Genomic DNA, 18839 nt, shown 5'->3' on the forward strand with positions numbered 1-18839 from the left:
CGGCACTCCCGGGCCGGAAATGCCTACGGGGCCCCGGCCCGGGACAGGGAACTCGCCTCATAGCGCAGCTGGTAGGCGCGTACGCCGGTGCCGTTCATGCGGTAGAGCGTGATCGCCGACAGGAACTGCTTTTTGACCTCCGCGGTGCGGTAGCGCTCCTTCTCTCCGATGCCGCTGATCCACTCCTCGATGTGCTCTGGGAGCTTGAAGGCGAGTTCGTAGGCGCCGACCGCGTCTGCGGGTGAGAGCGTCCATTCCGCCGCGGCTCCTACGCCCCGTCGTTTGATCCGCACTGCATGGTCGGGCTTCGCCTCGGCGTACTCCAGGAACCCTCGGTGATCATCGGCGGCGAGCGGCAGGATGAATGGCGCAGCCGGGAAACCGAGGAGTAGCTCCGCGTCGCTGTGCTGCCGCAGCACTGTGGCGAAGTCCTCAATCACGGTGCCGGCGGCCTGCTTGAACTTCCCCTCGGGGATGGGGACAGGTGGCAGCTCCAGCGGGGATGTCCCCAGCGCCTTGCGCAGCTCCGATCGCATCCAATTCAGCGGGAAGGGGGCGGACTTCGACAGATGCTGCTGCGTCGTGCACAGGCTCGTTGCCGTGGCTCCGATGTGGCCAAGCAGCCAGGCGAAGGAGGCACCCGACAGATCCACGAGAGAGATCTGGTGGGCGAGCGCGTACTTTTGGGCGTCGGCCGTGAACCCGCTCGCGGAAAACAAGGCATACGAGTACTTGTATCGCTGCCGGGGCCGTGTCCCGGCCCCTGTCATGAAGTTCTCGTTCACGTCGTGCACAACACCGTGGGCGTTCCGGACAACCTCCAGCTCGCAGCGTGTCTGGTAGTACTTGGCTTCCAGGAACAGCCGCACCGGCATGGAGAACGCCGGGGTGAAGGCGAACTCCCCGAGAACGTCGACTTGGTGGAGCGCGCCCCGCCCTCGGACCCGGAGAGTCTGCCCCTCCGTCACCAACTCGACCGGATCCTGATCTTCGTGGACGAGAAGCCGGTAGCCGCTGAAGCGCAGCAGCCAGGCCAGCGACTCTTCCAGTAAGTAGCCCCTCAATGAGGAGTCCTTGAGCATTGTTGCCGCCCCCATCTACGCGCTGGTCACACAGCCGAAGGCGATCATCTCATCGACCAATGCCCTGGCGAAGCAACTGCTCCTCAACGATCAACTCAGGGCCCTGTGATCCACTCGGTCGCTCTCGCCTCGTCGCAGCCCTACCCAGCAAATCGATACGCTTGGGTGTGTGGACTCTGATGAACTGCAGCCCTTTGCGGCTGAGTTGATGGCTTGGTTCGTCGACGTACGCGCGCCCGGGTCGGCTGGATCGTACGTGGGGGATTGGCGGCCGCTGAGTGCTCTTGCCAGCTGGTCACGGGTCATCGCCAGTGTCGTTGCGCTTGCACCTGAGGAACGGCGTCCCGATCTCTATTCCAAGGATCATCGTCTTCGTAACGAGATGCTGCTGGGGCTGAGTGGGTTGGGGCTCATCGCCGATGCCGTCGCGCGCGGCCAGGACGTCGATCTGGACCGGGCGGTGGCGGAGTTCGGTAGGTTCTGTCGTGCCTCGCTGCCTTCCTCGGAGGACTGGCTGCTTCTCGACGGGGAGATCCCAGCTGGCACGCGGATTGAGATCGGCCAGTATGTGCTGGAAGCGCTTTCGGATGAGGAGACGAAGCAGCTGCTGCCGCCCATGTACGCCGTGATGCCGTCAGCTCCGGCCAGCTGGCAGAACGTGTCCGTCCTCAAGGGCGCTCCGTTCCTTCGGCGGGTGGTCCCGGATCGGCCCCTGCGCAGCGGTCACCGGTTTCCACTTCTGGAGATGCGGTCATGTCCCGAACTCCACCGCTGGCGTCCGCTACTGCCCATGCTGCTGTGGAGCGATGATGTCATCAGAATGAATGCCTGGTTCATCGTCGAGCCGGGACGGTGCGCGGATCTGTACGCCGGCTCTGTGCCGGTGGTCCCGGACATCTATGCCACCGGCGACGGCCAGGAGATCGAGTACGAACGACGAGAGACGGGGCTGTGGCGGCTGACGGGTCAGGACATTTCCCGGCTCGGCGCTTTCTGCGCGGCCGTCGACGGCTTGATCGGCGCGGTGCTCGAGGGCGCCAACGAGGAGAACAAGAAGGCCAAGACTCGGGCACGGCGCCTGCAGCGCGCCGCCGAGCACCTCCTGCGGGCCGCCCACCGCACCTACGGCAATGATTTCGTGTGGGAGGAGGACGCAGACGAGGTCACGCTGCACTACGTGATCGCCATGGAGGCGCTTCTGGCGGACGAAGGGCAAACCGATCTCAGCCGCAAGGTGAAGCAGCGGGCCGCGGCTTTGTGGATGACCGATGCGCTGCGCCTTGAGGTCGCCGAGGTGGTTGGCAGGGCGTACGCGCGCCGCTCGAAGTACGCCCACGGAGACGACACGCGTGACATCGATGCGAAGGAGCTGGAGATGCTGCGCCGCGTCGCGTACGGCGTCATGCTGCGTTGGCTGGTCACCACAGTGCCGACTGGGCTGGATCTGCCGCTGGAGTTGGACAAGACCTTGCTGTCAGACACCGCCCGCGCTGCCGTGGTGATGGAGCCGTTGCGCGCGTTCTTCGACGCGGCTTCTCCTGCCCTGCTGCCCTCGGACGCACAGCGGCTTCGAGCCACGTAGGGGCAGTCAGTGTGCCCCTACGGTTACGGCCTCGCGGCAGTCTGCTTGGCCTGCTTGCCGGCGCGGACCAGTGCGATGGCACGCGCCCGGAACTCTTGAGGATAGGGGCGAGGCATGACTGCCAGCCTTCCGCGAAGGGCTTTCAGGTAGCCACCAGAACTGGAACCCGAGACATGGGGCAGGTCAAACCTGTCACCCAACCTTGCAGCAGACCCGACCCTGGTGACCGCAGTAGCGGGAAGCGGTGCAAAGCCAGCAGTCGAGGGTCGGCGTGGCGCCTCATTCACCGCTACATGCCACTATGACGCGTCACATGAGGAGATGGGGGACGACGATAGTCATGAGGTACGGCCAGAGGCAGGCGGACAAGCTCGATGAGACGATGCTCGAACTGCTGCTGCCGATAAGCGCGGTGGAGTCACTGGGGCAGTGGCTAGCCGACCCGGAGCGCGGCCAGCGGTACGCGAACGGAAGTGGCCCTCACACCATCCCGTACGCGCCATCCACCTGGATGGCCGTAACACCCTGGCCCACCGCCTTCGCCGACCGGGCGGCGGCCGATTCGGCCTCGGTGAGCCGAGCCGAAGTCGTGGCCGCGGTCCGGGCCGCGGAGCAGTCCGAGAGTTGGGCAGAGGCGTTCGTGGCCACGCAGGTGTGGGGCTACGGTGTTACGGGCTACGGCCCGTACCGCACTCGTCAGGTGCTCGCCCAGCCCAGCGCTGAGGCCGTCCTCACCGAGGCGGTGTCCCTGCTCGTCGACGAGGGCGCGGTCGCAGCCTACGAGGTGCTACACACTCTCGATGGCCTCGGGCCGGCGTTCCTCACCAAATTCCTTTACTTCGCGGGCCAGGCGCTGCCAGACGTGAAGGGCCCGCGTCCCCTGATCCTCGACAGCGTGCTCGCCGGGATCCTGCGCAGGCACGCCACGAAGGTTGGACGTGCGGTTGGCTACGAGTGGTCCGAGGCGATCGCCAAGTGGATCTGGCGCGACAGCGGCTGGAGCTCCCACCGTTACGACGTCTACCTCCGGTGGATGTACGCCGCCAACGAGCGACTCGCGGCCGCGTCGATCGACTGGCCCGCAGCCCCAGACGTGCTCGAGCTGGCCCTCTTCAGCGCCGTTTGCGACCTGGAATAGCCGTATCGCCGGTGTTCACCTTCTGAGGCCCGCTTGGTTCAGGTGCTTGCCCATGGCCGCAGCCAAGTCCCGAGGCCTCGAACGTCAGCAGACGATGACCGTCCACCTTGGAGATGGTCCCGCCAGGTGGTGTAGGGGAACAATCGCCGGAACCCGCAGATCGGGGCCGTGGCTATGTCGGGGTAGGCGTCCGGCCTGCCTCAGCAGGACGCCTGGCGGGCTGCCGCGCGGGGACGGCTGCACCGACGTCCGGCCGAGCCGCACGGATCGCCGCGACCAACGGGTACAGGTGCGGATTGAACATGGGCCGATACTTCGTGGGCGGCGACTGCATCAACACGAACCGCACTTGCCGGTCACCGACGGGGACCTGGGACGCCGCCGTCACCGCCGCTCCGCGGACGTTGCTAGGCCACTTCGACGACAACTCTCCGTAAAGGCCGACGGGTACTCAGACCAATCTGACGCACCGTCAACCATTCAAGATCATCTTGCACGTGCGTTGCACAAGGCGCTGAAAAACAACAGTGATCAATGGAGAGTTGTGAAGGTGAGTACTAGCAGGTCAGCTGGCATGTTGAGGTGTCGTGCCCCTTGCCTCCAAGGGGCACGACATTGCGCCGGATCAGATGTCGCGGAAGATCTCGATCTGCGCGCCCACCGAGTTGAGCCGTTCCGCCAGGTCCTCGTACCCCCGGTTGATGACATAGACGTTGCGCAGCACCGACGTGCCCTCCGCCGCCATCATCGCCAGCAGGACGACCACCGCGGGGCGCAGGGCCGGGGGGCACATCATCTCGGCGGCGCGCCAGCGGGTGGGGCCCTCGACCAGGACGCGGTGCGGGTCGAGGAGTTGGAGCCGGCCGCCGAGGCGGCCCAGGTCCGTGAGGTAGATGGCGCGGTTGTCGTAGACCCAGTCGTGGATCAGGGTCTGGCCCTGGGCGACCGCCGCGATGGCCGCGAAGAACGGCACGTTGTCGATGTTCAGGCCGGGGAACGGCATCGGGTGGATCTTGTCGATGGGCGCCTCCAGCTTGGAGGGCCGTACGGTCAGGTCCACCAGCCGGGTACGGCCGTTGTCGGCGCGGTACTCGGCCGTACGGTCGTGGTCGAGGCCCATCTCCTCCAGCACCGCCAGCTCGATCTCCAGGAACTCGATCGGCACCCGCCGGATCGTGAGCTGGGACTCGGTGACCACGGCGGCGGCGATCAGGCTCATCGCCTCGACCGGGTCCTCGGAGGGGGAGTAGTCCACGTCCACGTCGATGGAGGGCACCCCGTGGACGGTCAGCGTGGTCGTGCCGACACCGTCCACCCGTACGCCCAGCGCCTCCAGGAAGAAGCAGAGGTCCTGCACCATGTAGTTGGACGAGGCGTTGCGGATGACGGTCACGCCGTCGTGGCGGGCGGCGGCCAGCAGCGCGTTCTCGGTGACGGTGTCCCCGCGCTCGGTCAGGACGATCGGGCGGTCCGGGGTGACGGAGTGGTCGACCTGCGCGTGGTACAGCCCCTCGGTCGCGGCGATGTCGAGACCGAAACGGCGCAGTGCGATCATATGCGGCTCGATGGTGCGCGTACCGAGGTCGCAGCCGCCCGCGTACGGCAGCCGGAAGGAGTCCATCCGGTGCAGCAGCGGACCGAGGAACATGATGATGGAGCGGGTACGGCGGGCCGCCTCCGCGTCGATCGCCGCCATGTCCAGCTCGGCGGGCGGCACGATCTCCAGGTCCACGCCGTCGTTGATCCAACGGGTGCGGACGCCGATCGAGTTGAGCACTTCCAGGAGCCGGAAGACCTCCTCGATCCGCGCCACCCGGCGCAGTACCGTGCGGCCCCTGTTGAGCAGCGAACCGCAGAGCAGCGCGACACACGCGTTCTTGCTGGTCTTGACGTCGATGGCGCCGGAGAGCCGGCGCCCGCCGACCACCCGCAGATGCATCGGGCCCGCGTACCCGAGCGACACGATCTCACTGTCGAGCGCCTCACCGATGCGCGCGATCATCTCAAGGCTGATGTTCTGGTTGCCGCGTTCGATGCGGTTCACGGCGCTCTGGCTGGTGGCCAACGCGTCGGCGAGTTGACTCTGTGTCCAGCCCCGGTGCTGCCGGGCGTCACGGATGAGCTTGCCGATGCGTACGAGGTAGTCGTCTGCCATGGCGGCAGGTTATCTCATGTATGAGATAAGTGCCGTACGGGGGTGGGCTGTCGGGGTGTCGAGCCGCCCACCCCCGTGCCCACCCCCGTCACCCTGCGCCCGCCCCGGCGCCGGGGCCACCTGGATACGGCCGTACGGGTGACAGTCGTACGGGTGGGCGTCGTACGGGTGACGGTCGTCCGAGTGGCAGTGGTACGGGCGACGGCCGTACGGATGCGGCGGTGCCCGCCCGGTGCGCCGTCTCCGCTACGCCTTCGGCTCCTGCGAGATGCGCACCATGTTCCCCGAGGGGTCCCGGAAGGCGCAGTCGCGCGGCCCCCATGGCTGGTCGATGGGTTCCTGGAGGACCTCGGCGCCGGACTGCCGCACCTTCTCGAAGACCGCTTCGAGGTCGTCGGTGCGGAAGACGACCATCGACAGCACGCCCTTGGTGAGCAGTTCCTGCAAGGCGTCGCCGTCGGCCTGGGAGCGGCCCGCGTGCGGTTCGGAGAGGACGATCTCCAGGCCGGGCTGGGTGGGGCTGCCCAGCGTGACCCAGCGGAACCCGCCGGAGGCGACGTCGTTGCGTACCTCCAGGCCGAGCGCGTCACGGTAGAAGCCGAGCGCCTCGTCGGGGTCGTTGACGGTGATGTGACAGTACTGGAGTGCGATGTTCATACCGGCAACGCTAGGCGGCGGCCCCGCGCCCCGCTTCTCGAATCCTGCTCGGTATGTCCCTGGCCGGCCGGGTGTGCACCTTCGCCAGACAGGGCGGCATCGCGGCGACCGCCTCGTGCCGCCGCGCGCGGTACGCGCTCGGCGACTCCCCGACGAGTTCGCTGAACCGCGAGCTGAACGAGCCGAGCGACGTACAGCCGACTTCCATGCACGCGTCCGTCACGCTCGTCCCCGCGCGCAGCAGCGCCATCGCCCGCTCGATGCGCCGGGTCATGAGGTAGCTGTACGGCGTCTCCCCGTACGCGGCCCGGAACCGCCGCGAGAAGTGGGCGGGCGACATCAGCGCGTGCCGGGCCATCGTCGGCACGTCGAGCGGGCGTGCGTACGCGCGGTCGATCAGGTCGCGCGCCTGGCGCAGGCGGACGAGGGTGTCGAGCTCGTGCGGGTCCATGCCGCGACGCTAACACCCGGCCCGCGCGCCGCCGGGGCCGGCAACGGAGCGGAAGCCCCCGCACCGGCCCCGGCCCCCGCCCCAGCTCCCTCTCTCCCCCCGCTCAGCCCTTCCCGACGAGCGCGAGGATCTCCCGGGCGTGCTCCACGGAGCCGTCCACGGTGTCCACGTCGTACATCGAGTCGATCATGAAGTGGTCGATCCCGGTCCGCTCGTGAATGTCCTTGACCGCCTCGGCGACCTTCTCCGTGCTCGTGCCCGCGTCGATGTTCACCCGCAGCACCGTGTCGATGGCCCGCGGGGCGCGCCCGTGCCCCGCCGCCAGCTCGTCCAGCAGCTTGCGCTGCGCGATCAGGCCGTCCACGTCGACATAGCTCGGGACGACGACCAGCGGCAGCCAGCCGTCGCCACGCCGGGCGACCCGGCGCAGGGCGCGCTCGGACATCGCGCCCAGATAGAAGGGCGGCCGGGGCCGGCGCGCCGGCTTCAGGGGCGAGTGGTGCTCGGGCACGGAGATCTGGTCGCCCTCGTACCGCGCCGGGTCGGTGGTCCAGATGGCGTCGAGGGCGTCGAGCAGCTCCTCCATGCGGGCGCCGCGCCGGGTGAAGTCGAGCCCCGCCGCCTGGTACTCCTCGGGGGACCAGCCGATCCCGAAGCCGGGCAGCAGCCGCCCGCCGCTGATCAGGTCGATCGTCGTCAGCGACCGGGCGAGCTGAACGGGCGGATAGAGCGGGGCGATGAGGACATGCGAGCCCAGCAGCACCCGGCTGGTCGCGGACGCGGCGATCCCGAGCAGGACGAACGGGTCGGCGGAGGGGTTCAGTTCCGCCGGAATGGTGGTCCCCTGCCCGCCGTACCCCACGGAGGGGCTGACCGCCGCCAGATTGCGGTCCCCCACCCAGAGGCTGGCGCCCCCGGCCTCCTCGATCGCGGTGGCGAACTCGGCGGTCCGGTCGATTCCGTACGCCTGGCGGTGGAACTGGGGGAGCGCGAAACCTATCTTCATGGTGCCCTTCACGTGCGTGTGCCGCCGGGGCGGCACACTTCGGCTCCGCTCCGACGTGATCGTCTTCGAGCGACTCTCACCCTAGTCTCGCGCCTTCCTGACAAGGGCAGTTCGGCGAATGATCGGAAGAAGGCTGCCCCTACGGGCCTCACCCGGACGCACCCCAGATGCACCCCGGGCCCACCCCGGACCCGCCCGGGACCCTCGGAGGCGGGTCCGGGCATGACCGGGCAGCGGTCATGTACTAGAGTTATCTCGACATCGAGATATCTACCGAGGACGTACCGCGACCGTCGCCCGGTAAGGCTTGCCTAACTAAGCCTTACCTTAGCGGATCGATGAGGGGCCGTGGCGGCAGCATGACGTAGTACGTGCACATTGATGAAGGAGACTGTCGTGTCGGCGAACAGCTTCGACGCCCGCAGCACGCTGCGCGTGGGCGACGAGTCGTACGAGATCTTCAGGCTGGACAAGGTCGAGGGCTCCGCCCGTCTGCCGTACAGCCTGAAGGTGCTGCTGGAGAACCTGCTCCGCACCGAGGACGGCGCGAACATCACCGCCGACCACATCCGCTCCATCGGCTCCTGGGACTCCCAGGCGCAGCCGAGCCAGGAGATCCAGTTCACGCCGGCCCGCGTGATCATGCAGGACTTCACCGGTGTGCCCTGCGTGGTCGACCTCGCCACCATGCGCGAGGCCGTGAAGGCGCTCGGCGGCGACCCGGCGAAGATCAACCCGCTCGCCCCGGCCGAGATGGTCATCGACCACTCCGTCATCGCCGACAAGTTCGGCACCCACGAGGCGTTCGCGCAGAACGTCGAGCTGGAGTACGGCCGCAACCGGGAGCGCTACCAGTTCCTGCGCTGGGGCCAGACCGCGTTCGACGAGTTCAAGGTCGTCCCGCCGGGCACCGGCATCGTGCACCAGGTCAACATCGAGCACCTGGCCCGTACGGTCATGGTCCGCAACGGCCAGGCGTACCCCGACACCCTCGTCGGCACCGACTCGCACACCACCATGGTCAACGGCCTGGGCGTGCTGGGCTGGGGCGTCGGCGGCATCGAGGCCGAGGCCGCGATGCTCGGCCAGCCGGTCTCCATGCTCATCCCGCGCGTCGTCGGCTTCAAGCTGACCGGGGAGCTGCCCGCCGGCACCACCGCCACCGACCTGGTCCTCACGATCACCGAGATGCTCCGCAAGCACGGCGTAGTCGGCAAGTTCGTCGAGTTCTACGGTGAGGGCGTCGCCGCGACCTCCCTCGCCAACCGCGCCACCATCGGCAACATGTCGCCGGAGTTCGGCTCCACCGCCGCGACCTTCCCGATCGACGGCGAGACGCTGAAGTACCTCCGCCTGACCGGCCGTGACGAGCAGCAGGTCGCCCTCGTCGAGGCGTACGCCAAGGAGCAGGGCCTCTGGCTCGACCCGGCCGCCGAGCCCGACTTCTCCGAGAAGCTGGAGCTGGACCTCTCCACGGTCGTCCCCTCCATCGCGGGCCCCAAGCGCCCCCAGGACCGCATCGTCCTCGCCGAGGCCAAGGCGAAGTTCGCCGAGGACGTACGGAACTACGTCTCCGACGACGAGGAGGCGGGCAAGGAGTCCTTCCCGGCCTCCGACGCCCCCGCCTCCGCCAACGGCGTGCCGACCCGCCCGACCCTGGTCACGGCCCCCGACGGCACGACGTACGAGATCGACCACGGCGCCGTCACCGTCGCCGCGATCACCTCCTGCACCAACACCTCGAACCCGTATGTGATGGTCGCCGCCGCGCTCGTCGCCAAGAAGGCCGTCGAGAAGGGCCTGAGCCGCAAGCCCTGGGTCAAGACCACCCTCGCCCCCGGCTCCAAGGTCGTCACCGACTACTTCGACAAGGCGGGCCTCACCCCGTACCTCGACAAGGTCGGCTTCAACCTGGTCGGTTACGGCTGCACCACCTGCATCGGCAACTCGGGCCCGCTCCCCGACGAGGTCTCCAAGGCGGTCAACGAGCACGACCTCGCGGTCACCTCGGTGCTCTCCGGCAACCGCAACTTCGAGGGCCGGATCAACCCCGACGTCAAGATGAACTACCTGGCCTCCCCGCCGCTGGTCGTCGCGTACGCCATCGCGGGCTCCATGAAGGTGGACATCACCAAGGACGCCCTCGGCACCGACCAGGACGGCAAGCCCGTCTACCTCCAGGACATCTGGCCCACCGAGGCCGAGGTCAACGACGTCGTGGCGAACGCCATCGGCGAGGACATGTTCAGCAAGTCCTACCAGGACGTCTTCGCGGGCGACGCCCAGTGGCAGGCGCTGCCGATCCCCACCGGCAACACCTTCGAGTGGGACCCGCAGTCCACCTACGTCCGCAAGCCCCCGTACTTCGAGGGCATGACGATGGAGACCACGCCGGTCACCGACATCACCGGCGCGCGGGTCCTCGCCAAGCTGGGCGACTCGGTCACCACCGACCACATCTCCCCGGCCGGCGCCATCAAGGCCGACACCCCGGCCGGCGCCTACCTCACGGAGCACGGCGTCGAGCGCCGCGACTTCAACTCGTACGGTTCCCGGCGCGGCAACCACGAGGTCATGATCCGGGGTACGTTCGCCAACATCCGCCTGCGCAACCAGATCGCACCGGGCACCGAGGGCGGCTACACCCGCGACTTCACGGTGGACGGCGCCCCGGTCTCCTTCATCTACGACGCCTCGCGCAACTACATCGCGCAGGGCACCCCGCTGGTCGTCCTGGCCGGCAAGGAGTACGGCTCCGGCTCCTCCCGCGACTGGGCCGCCAAGGGCACCGCGCTCCTCGGCGTCAAGGCCGTCATCGCCGAGTCGTACGAGCGCATCCACCGCTCGAACCTCATCGGCATGGGCGTCCTCCCCCTCCAGTACCCGGAAGGCGCCTCCGCCCAGTCCCTCGGCCTCACCGGCGAGGAGACCTTCACCTTCACCGGCGTCACCGAACTCAACAACGGCACCACCCCGCGCACCGTCAAGGTGACCACGGACACCGGCATCGAGTTCGACGCGGTCGTCCGCATCGACACCCCGGGCGAGGCGGACTACTACCGCAACGGCGGCATCATGCAGTACGTCCTGCGCAGCCTGATCCGCAAGTAGCCCCTCCCGGCACCCGCCGCCCCACCCCCGAGGGCCGTGCCCCGTACGTATGTGTACGGGACACGGCCCTCGGGCTGTACGGGCAAGAAACGGGGTGGCGTGAAAGAGCCCCCGTACGTTGCTCTCCGTAATCGACCGCATATATAATGGATACCGGTTGCGTGTTCAATCACCATCGAGTGGAGGCAGCGATGCGGCGCACCTGGGAAGCGGACCCCTCGGCGTTATTTCTCCGCCGGCTGGGAAAGTCGGCGAAGGAGCTGGGGAATTCCGACGGGAAAGACGAGTGCCCGGACATCTGGCAGCTCGACAACGGCGATATCGCCGTCATCGGCAGGGACCTCACATCCCACTACGCGCCGCGACTTCCGGAGGGGGTCGCCCTCGCCGCCGACGAGCGGCTCGTGGTCATTCCCGGAAACATGCTCCGGGCCGCCAAACCGGATATCGCCGATGCTTGATCTCGGCGCCCCGGCCGCCCTCCGTCGCGAACAGGGTGTGCGCCTTTCCAGGGAGGCCTACAAACGCGAGTTCCGGGAGCGGGATGCGGCGATCATTGGCCGCGACTCGTGGAAACTGGAGCGTCGGCAGCACTTCGAGGAACAGGGCAGCCCCAGTCGCGACGCGCTCTCCCGAGGGGAGTGGGCGGAATCGCTGCGGCTCATGGCGGAGCGCCGGGAGAAACTGCTGGCCGTCGCCCGCGAAGACGAGCGTCGCCGTTCCCTCTTCCACCGGGTACGCGTGGTCGAACAGCCGCTGACGCCCTATCTCCAGTGGGAACTGCACTCGTTGCGGCAACAGGCCGCATGCGGGATGCGGGTGCGGGTGATCGGCGCAGGGGCGGTGGCCTCCTCGGAGAACGGCGGCCTCCTGCCGGAATTGGTCGTACTCGGCGGCGACGTGCTGTACGAGGTGATCTACACCGAATCCGGAGTGCCCGACGGTGCGGTCCGTCACAGCGACCCCGACATCATCAAGGGCTGGGAAAGCTACATCAAGTACCTCTACCGTGCGGGCGAGGAGGTGACGAGCTACTTCGACCGAGAGGTGGCCCACCTTCCCCCGCCGACACCGAAGGCGGATTAGGCGATCAACGAGTCCCACGGGAGCGAGAATCACCCCGACACGTCACGGAACGACCTGTCGGGGAATTCTCGCGATGTCGTACAGGCCGGAAACGTCAGCGGCGGAATCCATTTCCACGAGCGAGGCATTCCGGGCGGCGACGCTTCCGCACCACCCACTCCGCGACAGCTACCGGCCGATGTACGGCAGTTCGTCAACCGAGTGGGCAAACTCGGCGAATTGAACGCCGTGCTGGCCGACGAGGCGGGCCGGCCGCTGGTCATCTCCGTCTGCGTCATCGCGGGCACCGCGGGGGCCGGAAAGACCTCGCTCGCGCTGCACTGGGCCCACCAGGTCCAGGAGCGCTTTCCCGACGGGCAGCTCTACGTCAACCTGCGCGGTTACGACCCGGGGGAGCCGGTCACGGCCCAGGAAGCACTGCACCGGTTCCTGCCCGCGCTGGGAGTACGCCCCGACTCGGTGCCCCAGGACCAGGACACCGCCGCCGCGCTCTACCGCTCGCTCCTGGCCGACCGGCGGGTACTCGTCGTCCTCGACAACGCCGCCACCGTCGCCCAGGTCCGCCCGCTGCTGCCGGGCAGCAAGGGCTGCCTGGTCCTCGTGACCAGTCGCAGCCGGCTCTCCGGACTGGCCGTCCGCGACGGGGCGCGCCGGCTGACGCTCGGCACCCTGCCCCAGCCGGAGGCCGTCTCCCTGCTCCGCGCCGTCACCGCCGGATACCGGCCGGAGGACGACGCGGACAAGCTCACCGAACTGGCCGAACTGTGCGCCCGGCTGCCCCTGGCGCTCCGTATCGCCGCAGAACGCGCCGCGAGCCAGCCGCACCTGCGGCTGGACGACCTGATCGCCGATCTACGGGACGAGAGCGCCCTGTGGGACGCCCTCAGCACCGGGGACGACGAAGAAGCGGAAGCTGTCCGTACGGTCTTCGCATGGTCCTACCGGGCCCTGCCCGACCAGGCCGCCCGGCTCTTCCGGCTGCTCGGACTCCACCCGGGCCCCGAATTCGGCCTGCACGCGGCCGTGTCGCTCGGCGCGCTGACCCCCGCCCGTGGCAGAGCGCTGCTGGACTCGCTCGTCGGCGCCCATCTCCTGGAGCAGACCGGCCCCGACCGCTATCAGTTCCACGACCTGCTGCGCGCCTACGCCACCGACCGGGCGACGCGGGACGAGCCGGCCGAGGAGCGGAACGCCGCGCTTCGTCGCGTCCTCGACTGGTATCTGCACAGCGCGGACGCCGCCCAGAGCTGGATCAGCCCCGCCGAACCCCACCTGGACCTCACCCCTTCCGCCGACGGGGTACGGCCGCAGACCTTCCCGGGGTACGACGCGGCGGTCGACTGGGCCGAACGCGAGGACAGCAACCTCCTGCACGCCGTACGCACCGCCGCCACCACAGGACACGGCGAACTCGCCTGGCAACTCGCCGCGGTACTGGCGAACGCGCGCTTCCCCTCCTCCCCGACGGCGGACTGGCTCGACATCGGCCGGATCGGACTCGCCGCCGCGCAGCGCCTCGGCGACCGCGCCGCGGAAGCCCGGCTCCTCACGGAGCTGGGTATGAGCTACACCCGGGTCGACCGCCTCCCCGAGAGCCACGACAGCCACCACGGCGCCCTGCTGATCTGGCGTGAACTCGGGGACCGGCTCGGCGAGGCCCATGCGCTCAACCTGATCGGCCTCTTCCATCTGCGCAGCCGTCAACTCGCCCAGGCGGCCGACCACTTCGAGCAGGCCATCGAGATCTTCCAGGAGCGGGAGGCCGCCCACTGGGCGGCCACCGCGCTCTCCAACCTCGCCAGCACCCATTACGGAGCCGGGCGGCTGCCCGAGGCCGCCACCGTCACCCGGCAGGCGCTCCAGGCCCACCGGGCGCTGGAGAACCCGCGCGGCGAGGGCAACATCCTGCGGCTGCTGAGCCAGATCGAGTGCGAGCGGGGTGAGACGGAGAAGGCGCTCGGGGCGGCGCGGGCCGCCGTGGACATCGCCCTCGTCCTGCGCGACCACCGGCTGGAGGGGTACTGGCTGCTGCCCCTGGGCGACGCGCAGCGCGCGAGCGGCGCGCTCCCGGACGCCCTGGAGTCGTACCAGCGCTCCGCGACGCTCCACCGTCGCCTCGGCAACCGCGGCAGGGAAGCCCAGGCATGGCAGCGCACGGCCCTCGCCTACCGCACACTCGGCCGGGACGAGGAGGCCGCGCACTTCCACCGGATGGCCGCCACCGCCCATCAGGAGCTGGGCGACCCCTGGGACGAGGCGCAGGCGCTGGACGGGCTCGCCGCCACGCTCCGCGCCGACGACCCGGCCGGCTCGGCGCGCCACTGGACGCGGGTGCTGAGCCTCCTCGACGGCTACGACGACCCCCGGGCCACGGCCCTGCGTGACCGGGTGGGGCGCGATCTCGCCGCCGTCCGGCCGGAGTGACCCGGCCCGAGGGCCGTGCCCCGTACCTACGTGTACGGAGCACGGCCCTCGGATCGTACGGACGTGAGTGTCGTCGTCAGTGCAGCAGCTCCACCTCCGACAGGGTGCCCGGTTCCGTCGTCACCAGGCGGTACTTCGCGTAGGTGCCCGGGTGCGGCAGTGTGAAGGCGCGGGTCTGGCGGTCCCAGGTGAAGGATTCGGCCTTGCGGGAGTCCAGGGTGTGCCAGGTGGTGCCGTCCGTGGAGCCTTGTACCGTCCAGCCCTTCGGGGCCTGTGCCGCCGTTGCCGAGGTCAGGGTGTACTGGACCGCCTTCGTGGGGGAGGTCACCGGGAGGTCCACCGTGTCGACCCGGGTCTCCGTGCGCGAGGTGTTGTCGAAGAGGGGGCCCGTGCCGGTCAGGGCGTCGGTGCGGGGGGTGGGGACGGTGTCGTCCCGCGTGATGGAGACCGGGCCCGCGGTGCGGCCGGTGGCCCAGGTGGAAGGCTTCGGGCCCATCGTGAAGTCGAGGGTGCCGCCTTGCGACAGGGCCTTGTGCGGGAGGGCCGTCGAGGTCCAGGGCTTTCCGTTGACCTTCAGCGACTGGACGTAGATGTTCTTCGCGCTGTTCTTCGGCGCCTTGATCACCAGGGTGCGGCCGTTGTCCATCCGGACCGTCACCTTGGTGAAGAGCGGCGACCCGATCGCGTACTCCCCGCCCCCCATCACCAGCGGATAGAAGCCCAGCGCCGAGAAGACGTACCACCCCGACTGCTCGCCGTTGTCCTCGTCGCCCAGATACCCCTGGCCGATCTCGCTGCCGGTGTAGAGGCGGCTCAGCACCTCGCGGACCTTCTCCTGGGTCTTCCACGGCTGGCCGGCCGCGTCGTACATGTACGCGGCATGGTGGGAGGGCTGGTTGGAGTGGCCGTACTGGCCCATCCGTACGTCACGCGCCTCCGTCATCTCGTGGATGACGCCGCCGTACGACCCCGCGATCTCCCGGCCGCCCGTCTCCGGCGTCGAGAAGTACGTGTCGAGCTTCTCGGCCAGACCTGCCCGGCCGCCGTACAGGTTGGCAAGTCCGCGCGAGTCCTGCGGGGCCGTGAAGGCGTACCCCCAGCCGTTCGTCTCCGTGTAGTCGTACCCCCACACCCGCGGGTCGTACGTGTCCGGGGAGAGCCGCCAGTCGCCCTTCAGGTTCCGGCCCTGGAAGAAGCCGATCCGCTCGTCGAAGAGCGAGACATAGTTCTGGGCGCGGTTGAGGAAGTACGCGGACTCCTCCTGGTACCGCTTCTCGCCCGTCTTCTTGTACAGCGCCTCGCCCATCTTCGCGATGCCGTAGTCGTTGAGATAGCTCTCCAGCGCCCAGGACAGCCCCTCGTGGGTCTCCGTCGAGGTGTACCCGAGGAACGTCGAGGTCTCCGTCCCCTTGCGGCCCACGCCCGAACTCGGCGGCGCCACCGTCGCGTTCTTCAGCGCCGCCTCGTACGCCGCCTTCGCGTCGAAGTCCACGCCCTTGAGGTACGCGTCCGCGAACGCCACATCGGAACTGGTGCCGGTCATCAGATCCGCGTAGCCGGGGGAGGACCAGCGGGAGATCCAGCCGCCGTCCTTGTACTGCTGCACGAACCCGTCGACCAGCTTTCCGGCCTTCTTCGGGGTGAGGAAGGAGTACGCCGGCCAGGTGGTCCGGTACGTGTCCCAGAAGCCGTTGTTCACATAGATCTCGCCGTCCACGATCTTCGCGCCGGTCTGGGTGGGGGTGTCCGTGCCCGTCTTCGGGGAGAAGGGGCTCGCGTAGCTCTGCTTCGGGCGCGCCGTCGAACCCGTGTTCTCGAAGCCCGAGTTGGGGTACAGGTAGAGCCGGTAGAGGTTGGAGTAGAGCGTCACGAGCTGGTCGTGGTCGGCGCCCTCCACCCGGACCCGGCCCAGGATGTCGTCCCACGCCCCCTGCGCCCGGTCCGCGATCCGCTCGAAGCGGCTGCCGTCCGGGATCTCGGCGGCCAGGTTCTTCTTCGCCTGGTCGACGCTGATCAGCGAGGTCGCCACGCGGAGCGTGACGGTGCGGTCGGCGCCCGCGTCGAAGCGGAGGTAACCGGTGACATTCGCGCCCCCGCCGCCGGTCAGCGAACCGCTCGCGGTGACCGGCGCGTCGAAGACGCCGTACACGAAGAGCCGGGTCGCGCCGGTCGACAGGCCGCTGCGCACATCGGAGTACGCGGTGAAGGAGCGGGTCGCCGGGTCGAGGGTGAGCCCGCCCGCGTTGGAGACGTTGTCGAGGATCATGGACGCGTTCTCACCCGGATAGGTGGTGCGCACGATCGCCGCGTGGTCGGTCGGGGCGATCTCCGTCTTCAGGCCGTTCTCGAAGGTCACGCCGTAGCGGTACGGCTTCGCGCTCTCCTTCTCGTGGCGGAAGGGGAGCGCCCGCGCCGTACGGGAGGCGTTCGGCGTGCCCGCGTCCACCGACGGCATGAACTGGAAGGTCTGCCGGTCGCCCATCCACGGGCTCGGCTCATGACTTGCCGCGAACGCCTGGAGAGTGGGCAGGTTGTCGGCGTTGTTGGCCCGGCTGTACTCGTAGAGCCAGCTCGTGGACCCCGCGTTGGTCACCGGCGTCCAGAAGTTGAAGCCGTTCGGGACCGCCGTCGCGGGGAAGTTGTTGCCGCGCGAGAACGAGCCGCTGGAGTTGGTGCCGCGCACCGTCGACGCGTACTCGGAGACGCGCGCGAGCGGCTTCTCGGCCGCCTTGGGCGCCAGGGTGATGTCGTCGATCCACCCCTCGAACTGCGCGGGTCCGGTACGGGAGTCGTACGCGACCAGGATCCGCGCCACCGTCCTGCCCTGCGCGACCTGCCCTATCCGGGCGTCGACCTGGTTCCACTGGTTGACGTAGAGCCGCTTCGCGTCCGCCTGGCCCTGCGGGGTGAGCGCCCCGCCGTGCGCGTCGGCGGCCTTGAGGTCGCTCAGATAGGTGCCGTCCGTGAAGGCGAGGTCCACCGAGACATGCGTGGAGGGGTAGTTCAGGTCCGTCTCGGCCATCGCGGGGTAGATCCGGTACGAGAGCGCCGTGTCCCGCCGTACCGCCACGTCGACGTCGAAGACCTTGTTGTACGAGTACGCGCGCCCCTCGCCCCGGTGCGTCCCGGAGTACTTCAGCGCCCGCGCCCCGGTGAACCCGGCCCCGGACTTCGCGGTGGGGGAGCCGACGGGCCCCCGGTCGACCTGGGTGCGCATGTCCTCGGGCGTGGGAGCGCTCGTATCGCCGTTCGAGAACTGCACATCCGCCAACTGGGTGGCGTCGGAGGCCCCGTTGTTCGCCGTGATGTCCAGCCGGTAGTGCGCGTACGTGGACACCGCCGCCGCGTCGAGGTCGTACGTACGGGTCTGGAAGCGCTCGGGGAAGCTCTGGCCCGTACGGGTGTCCAGGTCCTTCCACTCCTTGCCGTCCGCCGAGCCCTGGAGCGTCCAGTTCTTCGGGTCGCGCTCGGGGTGGTCGTTGGCCGACGTCAGGGCGTAGGTGACGACCTTGACGGGCGCGTCCAGGTCGAACTCGACCCAGGCGGTGGGGGTGAACGCCAGCCACTTGGTGGCGGGGCGCACATCGACCAGGTTCTCCTTGGTCTCCCCGCCGCCGGTGTTCTCCCCGCTCGCGCGCAGGGCGATCACCCGGTCGGTGACATTGCCGGGGATCCCGTCGACGAAGCCGCCGTCGACCCCGGAGGACCGTTTCGCCCCGTCGGGGCCGACCTCGACGGTGTTGCGCCAATCCGGCTGGCGTTCCTCCGGCTCGAACGAGGAGGCGAACGTGGTGTCGGCGGGCCGCGGCCCGGACGCGGCGTGCGGCACCGCGGCGGCGGACGGGGCGGTCGCGACGAGCAGTGAGGCAGCCGCCAACAGGGCGGCCAGGGGCATTCGTCGGGGGCGGAGTCCAGGTCTGGGCTGCGTACCGGGCATACCGAGTCTTCCTCCTGCGGACCGAGTCGGACAACGTTGTCAAACCAGAGGCGCAGGGTCCAGTAGGGGCTAAGTGCACAGTGGTGTCAAGGGTGTTGGAGGAGCGGCGTGTCCGGAGCCACCGGACGGCAGGGCTCCGGAGAGGGCGCGGGGGGCGGCGCCGGGGCGACGTCGGGGTGGCGCCGGGGCGCGACGGCGCGCGGCCGGACG

The 18839-nt window shown here is 69.0% G+C and carries 12 protein-coding genes; 6 read left to right on the plus strand and 6 right to left on the minus strand.

The features are described from left to right. Window positions 1-23: 23 nt before the first annotated feature. On the minus strand, window positions 24-1082 hold the full coding sequence (locus AB0O07_RS01495) for a hypothetical protein (protein ID WP_365625081.1): 1059 nt from the start codon (window positions 1080-1082) through the stop codon (window positions 24-26). A 169-nt stretch (window positions 1083-1251) separates the two neighbouring features. On the opposite strand from AB0O07_RS01495, the gene AB0O07_RS01500 reads away from it, so the two are divergent. Continuing rightward, window positions 1252-2664 (plus strand): hypothetical protein, encoded by a 1413-nt coding sequence (locus tag AB0O07_RS01500; RefSeq protein ID WP_365625084.1) that lies wholly within the window; start codon window positions 1252-1254, stop codon window positions 2662-2664. 340 nt (window positions 2665-3004) lie between these two features. Further along, on the plus strand, window positions 3005-3802 hold the full coding sequence (locus tag AB0O07_RS01505; protein ID WP_359055652.1) for a hypothetical protein: 798 nt from the start codon (window positions 3005-3007) through the stop codon (window positions 3800-3802). A gap of 625 nt (window positions 3803-4427) precedes the next feature. Here the strand turns inward: AB0O07_RS01505 and AB0O07_RS01510 are convergent. From AB0O07_RS01510 to AB0O07_RS01525, 4 genes are all read right to left on the minus strand, one after another. Beyond that, entirely contained in the window at window positions 4428-5957 is a 1530-nt protein-coding gene (locus AB0O07_RS01510; RefSeq protein WP_365625088.1) for a UDP-N-acetylglucosamine 1-carboxyvinyltransferase, read from the minus strand. A gap of 246 nt (window positions 5958-6203) precedes the next feature. Further along, window positions 6204-6614, minus strand: a complete 411-nt coding sequence (locus AB0O07_RS01515; protein ID WP_365625091.1) for a VOC family protein — start codon at window positions 6612-6614, stop codon at window positions 6204-6206. Window positions 6615-6624: 10 nt separating this feature from the next. Further along, complete coding sequence (locus tag AB0O07_RS01520) at window positions 6625-7065, minus strand: helix-turn-helix transcriptional regulator (RefSeq protein ID WP_365625094.1); 441 nt, start codon at window positions 7063-7065, stop codon at window positions 6625-6627. Window positions 7066-7168: 103 nt separating this feature from the next. Further along, entirely contained in the window at window positions 7169-8071 is a 903-nt protein-coding gene (locus AB0O07_RS01525; protein WP_365625097.1) for a TIGR03619 family F420-dependent LLM class oxidoreductase, read from the minus strand. A gap of 396 nt (window positions 8072-8467) precedes the next feature. Here AB0O07_RS01525 and acnA point away from each other — a divergent pair, with 396 nt between their 5' ends. The 4 genes from acnA to AB0O07_RS01545 all read left to right on the plus strand — a co-directional run bounded on the left by acnA (window position 8468) and on the right by AB0O07_RS01545 (window position 14692). Next, complete coding sequence (gene acnA, locus AB0O07_RS01530) at window positions 8468-11182, plus strand: aconitate hydratase AcnA (protein WP_365625100.1); 2715 nt, start codon at window positions 8468-8470, stop codon at window positions 11180-11182. 191 nt (window positions 11183-11373) lie between these two features. Continuing rightward, window positions 11374-11643 carry a hypothetical protein gene (locus AB0O07_RS01535; protein WP_365625103.1) on the plus strand — a complete coding sequence of 90 codons (270 nt, stop codon included), beginning with the start codon at window positions 11374-11376 and terminating at the stop codon, window positions 11641-11643. Beyond that, window positions 11636-12268, plus strand: a complete 633-nt coding sequence (locus AB0O07_RS01540; RefSeq protein WP_365625106.1) for a DUF6879 family protein — start codon at window positions 11636-11638, stop codon at window positions 12266-12268. The genes AB0O07_RS01535 and AB0O07_RS01540 overlap by 8 nt, the downstream gene beginning before the upstream one ends. Window positions 12269-12496: 228 nt before the next feature. Next, window positions 12497-14692 (plus strand): tetratricopeptide repeat protein, encoded by a 2196-nt coding sequence (locus tag AB0O07_RS01545; RefSeq protein ID WP_365627879.1) that lies wholly within the window; start codon window positions 12497-12499, stop codon window positions 14690-14692. A 76-nt stretch (window positions 14693-14768) separates the two neighbouring features. Here the strand turns inward: AB0O07_RS01545 and AB0O07_RS01550 are convergent, their stop codons facing one another. After that, on the minus strand, window positions 14769-18587 hold the full coding sequence (locus AB0O07_RS01550) for a GH92 family glycosyl hydrolase (protein ID WP_365625109.1): 3819 nt from the start codon (window positions 18585-18587) through the stop codon (window positions 14769-14771). Window positions 18588-18839 lie beyond the last annotated feature (252 nt).

It is taken from the genome of Streptomyces sp. NPDC093085, assembly GCF_040683935.1.
Lineage (GTDB): Bacteria > Actinomycetota > Actinomycetes > Streptomycetales > Streptomycetaceae > Streptomyces.